Raw genomic sequence first — 9,071 nt, forward strand, 5'->3', positions numbered from 1 at the left:
ATATGGCCGAGCCGAAGTTTGTTCATTTAAGGGTCCACTCTGACTTTTCAATGTCCGATGGCCTGAACAAGGTTAAACCCATCATCGCTGCTGCCAGCGAGCAACAGATGCCGGCTATTGCCCTGACTGATCAAACCAATTTGTGTGGTTTGGTAAAATACTATGGCGCCTGTCATGGTGCTGGTATCAAACCGATCATTGGTTGTGATTTTTGGGTAACCAGCGATGACTTTGAAGATGAGTTGTTTCGCCTGGTGGTATTGGCGATGGACAATACCGGCTATAAAAACCTGACCGAACTGATCTCAAAAGCCTACCTGCAGGGACATATTCAAGGCAAAGCGGTTTTAAACAAACGCTGGCTTGCTGACTACGCGCAGGGATTGATCATTCTCTCTGGTGGCCGTGAAGGCGACGTTGGTAAAGCATTGCTTAAGGGCAATCAAGAGCTGGTCGACAGTTGCGTTAGCTTTTACCAACAGCATTTTGCCGAGCGCTTTTACCTGGAATTAATCCGAACTTCCCGGGATCAGGAAGAATCGTATCTGCATATGGCGGTCGCATTATCAGCAGAGCGACAAATACCGGTAGTTGCCACCAATGAAGTGGTATTTTTAAAACCCGAAGATTTTGATGCCCACGAAATTCGTGTCGCCATTCATGATGGTTATACGCTTGAAGACAAACGTCGACCAAAGCGCTATTCCAAAGAGCAGTATTTGCGCAGCGAACAGGAAATGCAGGAGCTGTTTGCGGATATCCCGGAAGCCCTGGCCAACAGTGTCGAGATTGCCAAGCGCTGTAATGTGACGGTGCGGCTTGGTGAATATTTTCTACCAGACTTCCCCACCGAAGGCATGCACATTAATGATTATCTAATCAAAGTGTCGGAAGAGGGTCTGCAGGAGCGTCTCGAGTTTTTATTTGATGTTAATGCTCCCGATTTTGCAGAAAAGCGCAAAGAATATGACGAACGTTTAAAAATTGAACTTGATGTTATCAATAACATGGGGTTCCCCGGATATTTCTTGATCGTTATGGAGTTTATCCAGTGGTCGAAAGATAATAATATTCCGGTCGGCCCGGGTCGAGGTTCGGGGGCCGGTTCCCTGGTCGCCTATGCATTAAAAATTACCGATCTCGATCCACTCGAATTCGACCTGCTATTCGAGCGATTTTTGAACCCGGAACGTATCTCGATGCCGGACTTTGACGTCGATTTCTGTATGGACCGACGCGATGAGGTCATTGACCACGTTGCCGAGCTTTATGGTCGCGATGCGGTATCGCAAATTATTACCTTTGGTACCATGGCGGCCAAGGCGGTTATCCGGGATGTCGGCCGGGTATTAGGCCACCCGTATGGTTTTGTTGACCGAATTTCAAAATTGATTCCCGGCGATCCGGGAATGACGCTGGCGAAAGCGTTTGAGGTTGAACCGCGACTTCCGGAAATTTATCAACAGGACTCGGAAGTCAAAGATCTTATCGATATGTGTCGCATCCTCGAAGGGACGACCCGAAATGCCGGTAAACATGCTGGTGGTGTTGTGATCTCGCCAACCACTATTACCGATTTCGCGCCCCTGTATTGCGACGACGAAGGCAAAAACCCGGTAACCCAGTTCGATAAAAACGACGTCGAAGAAGCGGGACTGGTCAAATTTGACTTTCTCGGCCTGCGTACGCTGACTATCCTGCAATGGGCCATTGAAATGGCCGACGAGAAGTTATCAAAAGCTGGCAAAGAACCTATCGATATTGCCGCCATTCCATTGGACGATCCGAAAAGCTACGACGTTTTACTAAAAGCAGAAACCACCGCCGTATTCCAGCTCGAATCGCGTGGTATGAAAGATTTGATCAAGCGCCTGAAACCGGATTGTTTTGAAGATATGATCGCTTTGGTGGCGCTGTTCCGCCCCGGTCCATTGCAATCGGGCATGGTTGATAACTTTATCGACCGAAAACTCGGTCGTGAGGAAATATCATACCCAGATGCCACCTGGCAGCATGAGTGGCTACAACCGATTCTTGAACCGACTTACGGCATTATACTGTATCAGGAGCAGGTAATGCAGATTGCCCAGGTGCTTGCCGGGTACACCCTGGGTGGTGCCGATATGCTGCGTCGAGCCATGGGTAAGAAGAAGCCGGAAGAAATGGCTAAGCAACGTGGCGGCTTTAAAGCCGGTGCAGAAAAGCTGGGGGTTGACGGCGAACTGGCGATGAAAATCTTCGACCTGGTGGAAAAATTTGCCGGCTATGGATTTAACAAATCACACTCGGCTGCCTATGCTTTGGTGTCTTATCAAACCTTATGGATGAAAGCCCATCATCCGGCACCATTTATGGCAGCGGTAATGTCCGCCGATATGGATAATACCGATAAAATTGTGACCCTGGTGGATGAGTGCGCCAATATGGGGCTGGATTTATTGCCACCGGATGTAAACTCTGGCTTATATAAATTCACCGTCAACGATGACAACCAGATTGTTTATGGCATAGGTGCCATCAAGGGCGTTGGTGAAGGCCCGATTGCGGCAATTATTGAAGCCCGGGAGCAGGGCGGGCCATTTAAAGATCTATTCGATTTCTGCGCTCGCCTGGACCTGAAGAAAATTAATAAGCGGGTGCTGGAACGCCTGATTAAAGCGGGCGCCATGGATAACCTGGGACCACATCGTGCGGCGATGTTTGAGACCCTGGCTGAGGCGATTAAGGCTGCCGACCAACACGCTAAAGCTCAGGCACTGGGACAGGATGATCTGTTTGGCCTGATCAATGTCGAAGAAGAAGATACCCGCCAGTCTTTCAAAGATGTGCCGCGCTGGGCCGAAGACGTCTGGCTTGACGGCGAACGGGAAACCTTAGGCCTATATCTGACCGGCCATCCGATAGACCGTTACCTGGCTGAAATTAAGCATTATGGCAGTGGCCGCCTGGTTAACCTGCAACCGGCCGGTAAAGATCGGGTGCAGACAGCGGTAGGCCTGGTTATCGGAGTACGGGTGCTGGTCAACAAAAAAGGCCGGCGCTGGGCGTTGGTGACGCTTGATGATAAAAGTGCACGTATTGATGTACGCCTGTTTCCTGACGATTTTGAGCGTTATCAGGATATCCTGGTTAAAGATGCTATTTTAGTGTGTAGCGGACAGGTCAGCTTTGATGATTACTCCGGTGGTATTACAATGACTGGCCGAGAGATTATGAGTATTGCCGAAGCGCGAGAAAATTATATAAAATCTCTTGATTTACAATTGCATCGCAGCAACCTAGGCGATAACTTTATTGCTGAATTTAACCGGGTCCTGACGCCTTATAAAGAAGGTACATGTCCGGTACGGGTGTTTTATCAGCGACCGGAAGCGAGTGCCACGATTGAACTTGGTACACAATGGCGGGTAACACCCAGCGATGCGCTAGTACATGAATTAGGATTATTACTTGGCGAGGAAAATGTCGCCATGGCATTTAAAGAATAAATCGACGGGAATATCCCGCACAGATGATTAGGTAACCAATATGTCACTCAACTTTTTGGATTTTGAGCAACCCATTGCCGATTTAGAAGCAAAGATCGAAGAATTGCAATTGGTCAATCAGGGCCAGGACCTTGATTTAGATTTAGAAGAACAAATTGCTCAGCTGCGTAGTAAAAGTGAGGAGTTAACCAAAAAAGTATTCTCGGATCTCGACCCTTGGCAGGTTTCTCGTATCGCGCGTCACCCAGGCCGTCCTTATACCATCGATTATATCAAGCGCATCTTTACCGATTTTGATGAGCTAGCCGGTGACAGAGCTTACGCCAATGACGAAGCGATTGTTGCGGGTACTGCTCGCCTTGATGGTCGCCCGGTGATGGTTATCGGCCACCAGAAAGGTCGCGATACCGCAGAGAAGGTTCGCCGCAATTTTGCGATGCCTCGCCCGGAGGGGTACCGTAAAGCATTGCGCTTAATGGAAATGGCAGAACGTTTTAATATGCCAATAATCACTTTTATCGACACCCCGGGTGCGTATCCAGGTATTGGTGCTGAGGAGCGTGGTCAAAGCGAAGCCATTGCCCGAAATCTGAAAGTCATGTCACGATTGACGGTACCGATTGTCTGTACGGTTATCGGTGAAGGTGGCTCCGGTGGTGCACTGGCCATTGGTGTTGGTGATCGGGTTAACATGCTGCAGTATTCGACCTACTCGGTGATTTCTCCGGAAGGTTGTGCATCAATCTTGTGGAAAACCGCGGAAAAAGCGGCAACAGCGGCAGAGGCGATGGGCGTTACCGCAGACCGCATTAAAGAGCTAGAGCTTATTGACAATATCATTGATGAGCCACTTGGCGGTGCGCACCGTGATTTCGATTTGATGGCGTCTAACCTCAAGCAGGCAATTAAGGCAGACCTGGCATCACTGGACGAGCATAAAAAAGATGAGCTCATTGAAAACCGCTATCAGCGCCTGATGTCCTACGGCTACTGTTAATACCAATCACATTAAATTATTGCTCACTCAGTGAGAATTTAAATGCTGAAAATGTCCCGTACCGGGACATTTTTTGTTTTAGCAGTTACTATATCGGTCATTAAATAACATCATTTACGTATCAGGTTAGATGGACAAGACAGTAAACAACCCGGTTTATGCCGCTTTGCTGAAGTTTTTTGCAGAGCCGCAGCTCGTCCAGAAAAACTTGCTTGTCGCCTATAGTGGTGGCCTTGATTCGCAGGTATTGCTACACGCTCTGGCATCGCTTAAGCAGCAAGGCCACATTGCTACAGACATTTGTGCCGTTCATATTAACCATGGCTTAAGTCGCAATGCTGATCACTGGCAATCCTTTACCCGGCAACAATGCGAAATGCTGGACGTCGATTACCGGGCGATAAGGGTTGATGTTAATAATGTTTCTGGTGGTGGTATTGAAGAGAAAGCGCGAAATGCCCGTTATCAGGCGTTGGCCGAAATCCGCACTGCGCAAGATATAATCCTCACCGCACACCACCAGGACGATCAGGCCGAAACATTTTTACTGGCACTGAAACGTGGCGCGGGGGTGCTAGGGCTGGCAGCGATGCAACCGTTGCGCCAGAACAGCGCTGTCGGTTTGCTGGGGCGTCCTTTGCTCGACGTTTCCCGGGCTCAGTTGCAACATTATGCCGAGCAACGGCAACTGACCTGGGTTGAGGATGAATCGAATCAGGATACCCGCTTTGATCGCAATTTTTTGCGACAGCAAGTGTTGCCATTAATACAAAGTCGCTGGCCAGATTTTTCTGCCAGTGTCGTTAAATCTGCAGCTGTGCAAAGGCAAACACAATCCTTGCTGGAAGAACTGGCACAAATTGATTTAGGCGAAAACCTTGCCAATCAGCCTATTGCCCTGGACACTTTCAATCGACTCTCACAAAGCCGCCAGATCAATGCTCTGCGCTTTCGTTTTAAGCAGCTGGGATTGAGAATGCCGGAGCACAAACCATTGCTACAGGCTATCAACCAAATTGCAACTGCCGCTATCGATAAAAATCCCGAAGTTAAGTGCGGTGATGCGGTGCTCAGACGTTATCAACAGAAGCTGTTTATTACCCGGGATTTTCAGGATATCCAAAGCTGGACGATGCAGCTGGATACGTCATTAACCTCTCCTTATCGAGTTTCGCTTCCTGACTCTTCAGTTATCCTGTGCCTGCATGAGGTTAGCGATGCGCAAAGCGGCCAGTCTTCTGACGATAATCATGATAGTAATAGTCCACAGTTTCTGTGTGTCGCGGATGAAGCGGAAATACGCTTGAGTTGTCATCACGATAACCCGGTATGTAAACCCCAGGGCAGAGACAAAAGCCGGCCATTAAAAAAAGTGCTGCAGGAACGAGGTATTCCACCCTGGTTACGCAGACGCCTGGTTTTTATCTATGTGGACAATATTTTTGCCGGTGTTGTCGGTCACTTTATCTGTGAAGACTTTACCTTGGCAGCCAATATGGCGCACAATAAGCGGATCATAAAAATAACAACAGAATAATCCCTGTACCAGACGTTACTGGCAAACAGGTGTCACTCGGAGTATCTATGAACTTAATTTTAAAACTTGTCGCAGGTATCGCGGCTGGCTTTGTGGTTGGCATGTTCGCCCCAGAGGCCATCACCCGCACCCTGTTAACCTTTCAATCCCTGATCGGCCAGCTGATCACCTTTACCATTCCGTTAATTATTTTATTTTACATTGCCAGTGGTATCGCCACGTTACCGCAGGGATCGTCGAAACTGCTCGGTAAAACGGTGGGACTGGCTTATGGTTCTACCATCACCGCCGGCATCTTTGCCTTTTTGGTTGCCAGTACTTTGTTACCGGGTTTAATGGAAGGTTCTCGAATTGAAAGCATCGCTGAGGGTGAAGGCTTAAAATCATTTATCGAATTCAGCATTCCGCCAATGTTTTCGGTGATGACGGCCCTGGCGCTGGCATTTGTATTTGGTCTTGGTATTAGTGCCACCAATGCGAAAAACCTGCGCAGCAACCTGATAGAAGGGCGCGATATTATTGAGTTATTGCTGGTTAAAATCATTATCCCATTATTACCGGTTTATATTGCCGGTGTGTTTGCGGAAATGACAGTAGCAGGAACGGTATTTGCGACGTTAAAAACCTTTGCGGTTGTGCTGGTGATGGCATTAGTGATGCACTGGTTGTGGATCACCGTGATTTATGTCATTAGCGGTCTGGCAATGGGACGCTCACCGTTGACTTTGCTTAAGAACATGATGCCAGCTTATTTTACCGCATTAGGTACCATGTCCAGTGCCGCAACGATTCCGGTTTCGCTGAATTGTTCTAAGGAAAATGGTGTCGATGATGGTGTGGTCAATTTTACCATCCCATTATGTGCATCGATTCACCTGAGTGGCTCGACGATCACAATCGTTACCTGTGCCACCGCGGTAATGCTACTTACCGAGTCAATGACGGTTCCCGGTTTGCTGGGTATGATTCCATTTATCCTGGTACTGGGGATCACCATGATTGCAGCACCTGGTGCCCCCGGTGGCGCGGTTATGGCCGCTCTTGGACTGTTGGCCAGCATGCTTGGCTTTAATGAAGCGGCACTGGGATTAATGATTGCCTTATACCTGGCTCAGGATAGCTTTGGAACGGCCTGTAACGTCACCGGTGACGGCGTGATTGCGCTGTGGGTGAATCGATTTGCCGGTGAGGAAGGCCTGACCGTCGCCCAAAATAACGAATAACGACCAGACAACGATCCGTTCACGGATCAAGTTTTGATCAAAGCCATGCTGGTACTGTTGATTTATCGACAGCAGCATGGTTTTTTTATGTTCAAAAAGTTAATCACACAAACTGTGGATAACATTGTGTATTAGCTTTTGAGAGATGAATTGAACGCAGAAAAATGGCTTGTTCAGCTCTCTGGTTGTTTTCTGAACAGTAAGAATCGGTTGTATTCTTGCTAACCGAAAGCTGGTTATTTGTTAGCAGCGTAAATCGCTTAATTTAGCGGGTAATGCTCGGATCCTAAGATTGGTAATCAGGATCTTTGCCAGTTATCTTAGCGCCTGCAGCCGTTGCCTAACCTTGTTATACCGATTGCACTGAATGATTTCCCACTCAGTGGAATTGCTATTAACCGCAAACTGATGGCAAGCAAGGCGTTTTATGCTATGCTACGCGCTAATTTTTTGTAAGCAGGAACAGCGATAATGGAGCTGGTAAAAAGTGCACATTTTACACTGGCAATGATCAGCATACTGCTGTTCAGTTATCGTTTTGTGCTGTTAATGCGCAACCCCAAAAAGCTTAGTCAAAAGTGGTTGAAAATACTGCCACATGTGATTGATACCATATTACTGCTTACCGGCATCACCCTGATGGTGTCTCTGTCTTTGTATCCGGGTGAGCATGACTGGATGCTGGAAAAACTGCTGGCTTTGGTAGCATATATCTTTACTGGCTTTTACACCTTGAAATGGGCGCGTACAGACGCCATGAAGTATCTGGGTTATTTGGGCGCTCTCGGATGGTTTATTCTAATCATCAAACTCGCCATGACTCATCAAACCATGTTTTTGTAGGCGCTGAAGGTCATCACCTGCGTTTTCCTGTATTCGTTGTGAATTATTCGTAGTAGAAGTAATGAAAGAATTGTTAATTTCGGAATTAATGCCGGAAAAAGTGAATTTATTAGACAGTCTTTGTTTGTTGGAACAAGAAATATTCGGCGAGCAACCACGGTTAATGGAAAAGGTTCAGCAAATGGCTGAGCAGCTGGTCTCGCAACTGTCTGACATCGAAGATCCGCTGGAACAGGCTGAAAAAGTGCTTGATGTGTTGTTTGTACAACAGTTACTCACAGATACGCCAAAATCTCTCTACGGGCTTGCCAGTCATCGTCTCGATTACGGCCTTGATTTTATTAGCATGGCACCAACCCTGAAGATTATGGTGATGGTACATGTTATCCGTAGTACGGGTTTGAATGTGGATGTAGTCTTTGTTCCCGATGATATGATGATTCGCATCACCTGTGATGATACCTATGCGGTAATTTTTGACTGCATTAATGGCGAACCGATTAACTGGCAGGAGCTGGATCAGCGTTTGCAGCAGGTCAGCCCAAATGATGCGCAGCTGCCCCTGCAAAGTCTCGAAGATAATAAATTAATCAGTCAGCATTTGACCTCGTTGAAAAATGCCTTAATTCGTGAGCAGCAGTTTAAGCAGGCATTAACCTGTGTGGATATATTGTTGGCAATGACCCCGGATGACCCATATCAACGTCGGGACAGGGGGTTTTTGTTGCAGCAAATGGACTGTTTTAAAGTTGCCTATGATGATTACCGTTATTTTGTAGAGAGTTGCCCTCAGGATCCGGCCGCAAAAATATTGCAGTTGCAGCTCGATCAGATTGCACAAATGGATACCGTATTACATTAACTCAGCCGAAGAGGTCAAACCGTTGCATTGACCAAGGCGATGTATAATACCAATCACATTAAATTATTGCTCACTCAGTGAGAATTTAAAGGCTTTTAGACAAGGCTTTGATTGCAGAGAA

6 protein-coding genes are annotated in these 9,071 nt (G+C 47.4%); all 6 read left to right on the forward strand.

Annotated elements, in window-relative coordinates; all coding sequences use genetic code 11:
- Nucleotides 1-2 precede the first annotated feature (2 nt).
- The 6 genes from dnaE (at nt 3) to E8M12_RS13130 (ending at nt 8,950) form a co-directional block, all read left to right on the forward strand.
- Complete coding sequence (dnaE, locus tag E8M12_RS13105) at nt 3-3,488, forward strand: DNA polymerase III subunit alpha (protein WP_136736685.1); 3,486 nt, start codon at nt 3-5, stop codon at nt 3,486-3,488.
- A 40-nt stretch (nt 3,489-3,528) separates the two neighbouring features.
- Nucleotides 3,529-4,485, forward strand: coding sequence for an acetyl-CoA carboxylase carboxyl transferase subunit alpha (gene accA / locus E8M12_RS13110; protein WP_136736687.1), 957 nt, complete (start codon nt 3,529-3,531; stop codon nt 4,483-4,485).
- A 130-nt stretch (nt 4,486-4,615) separates the two neighbouring features.
- Nucleotides 4,616-6,022 carry a tRNA lysidine(34) synthetase TilS gene (gene tilS / locus E8M12_RS13115; RefSeq protein WP_136736689.1) on the forward strand — a complete coding sequence of 469 codons (1,407 nt, stop codon included), beginning with the start codon at nt 4,616-4,618 and terminating at the stop codon, nt 6,020-6,022.
- A gap of 47 nt (nt 6,023-6,069) precedes the next feature.
- Complete coding sequence (locus E8M12_RS13120; protein WP_136736691.1) at nt 6,070-7,245, forward strand: dicarboxylate/amino acid:cation symporter; 1,176 nt, start codon at nt 6,070-6,072, stop codon at nt 7,243-7,245.
- Between the two features lie 471 nt (nt 7,246-7,716).
- The gene (locus tag E8M12_RS13125; protein ID WP_136736693.1) at nt 7,717-8,088 is read left to right on the forward strand and encodes a SirB2 family protein; all 372 of its coding nucleotides are present in this window, start codon (nt 7,717-7,719) and stop codon (nt 8,086-8,088) included.
- A 61-nt stretch (nt 8,089-8,149) separates the two neighbouring features.
- Complete coding sequence (locus E8M12_RS13130; protein ID WP_136736695.1) at nt 8,150-8,950, forward strand: tetratricopeptide repeat protein; 801 nt, start codon at nt 8,150-8,152, stop codon at nt 8,948-8,950.
- Nucleotides 8,951-9,071: the final 121 nt, after the last annotated feature.

The organism is Thalassotalea mangrovi (assembly GCF_005116735.1).
Classification (GTDB): Bacteria; Pseudomonadota; Gammaproteobacteria; order Enterobacterales; family Alteromonadaceae; genus Thalassotalea_A; species Thalassotalea_A mangrovi.

Excerpts from the sequence above, each read along its gene's own strand:
- dnaE (WP_136736685.1), top strand. The coding sequence starts at position 3 with ATGGCCGAGCCGAAGTTTGTTCATTTAAGGGTCCACTCTGACTTTTCA.
- accA (WP_136736687.1), top strand. The coding sequence starts at position 3,529 with ATGTCACTCAACTTTTTGGATTTTGAGCAACCCATTGCCGATTTAGAA.
- tilS (WP_136736689.1), top strand. The coding sequence starts at position 4,616 with ATGGACAAGACAGTAAACAACCCGGTTTATGCCGCTTTGCTGAAGTTT.
- E8M12_RS13120 (WP_136736691.1), top strand. The coding sequence starts at position 6,070 with ATGAACTTAATTTTAAAACTTGTCGCAGGTATCGCGGCTGGCTTTGTG.
- E8M12_RS13125 (WP_136736693.1), top strand. The coding sequence starts at position 7,717 with ATGGAGCTGGTAAAAAGTGCACATTTTACACTGGCAATGATCAGCATA.
- E8M12_RS13130 (WP_136736695.1), top strand. The coding sequence starts at position 8,150 with ATGAAAGAATTGTTAATTTCGGAATTAATGCCGGAAAAAGTGAATTTA.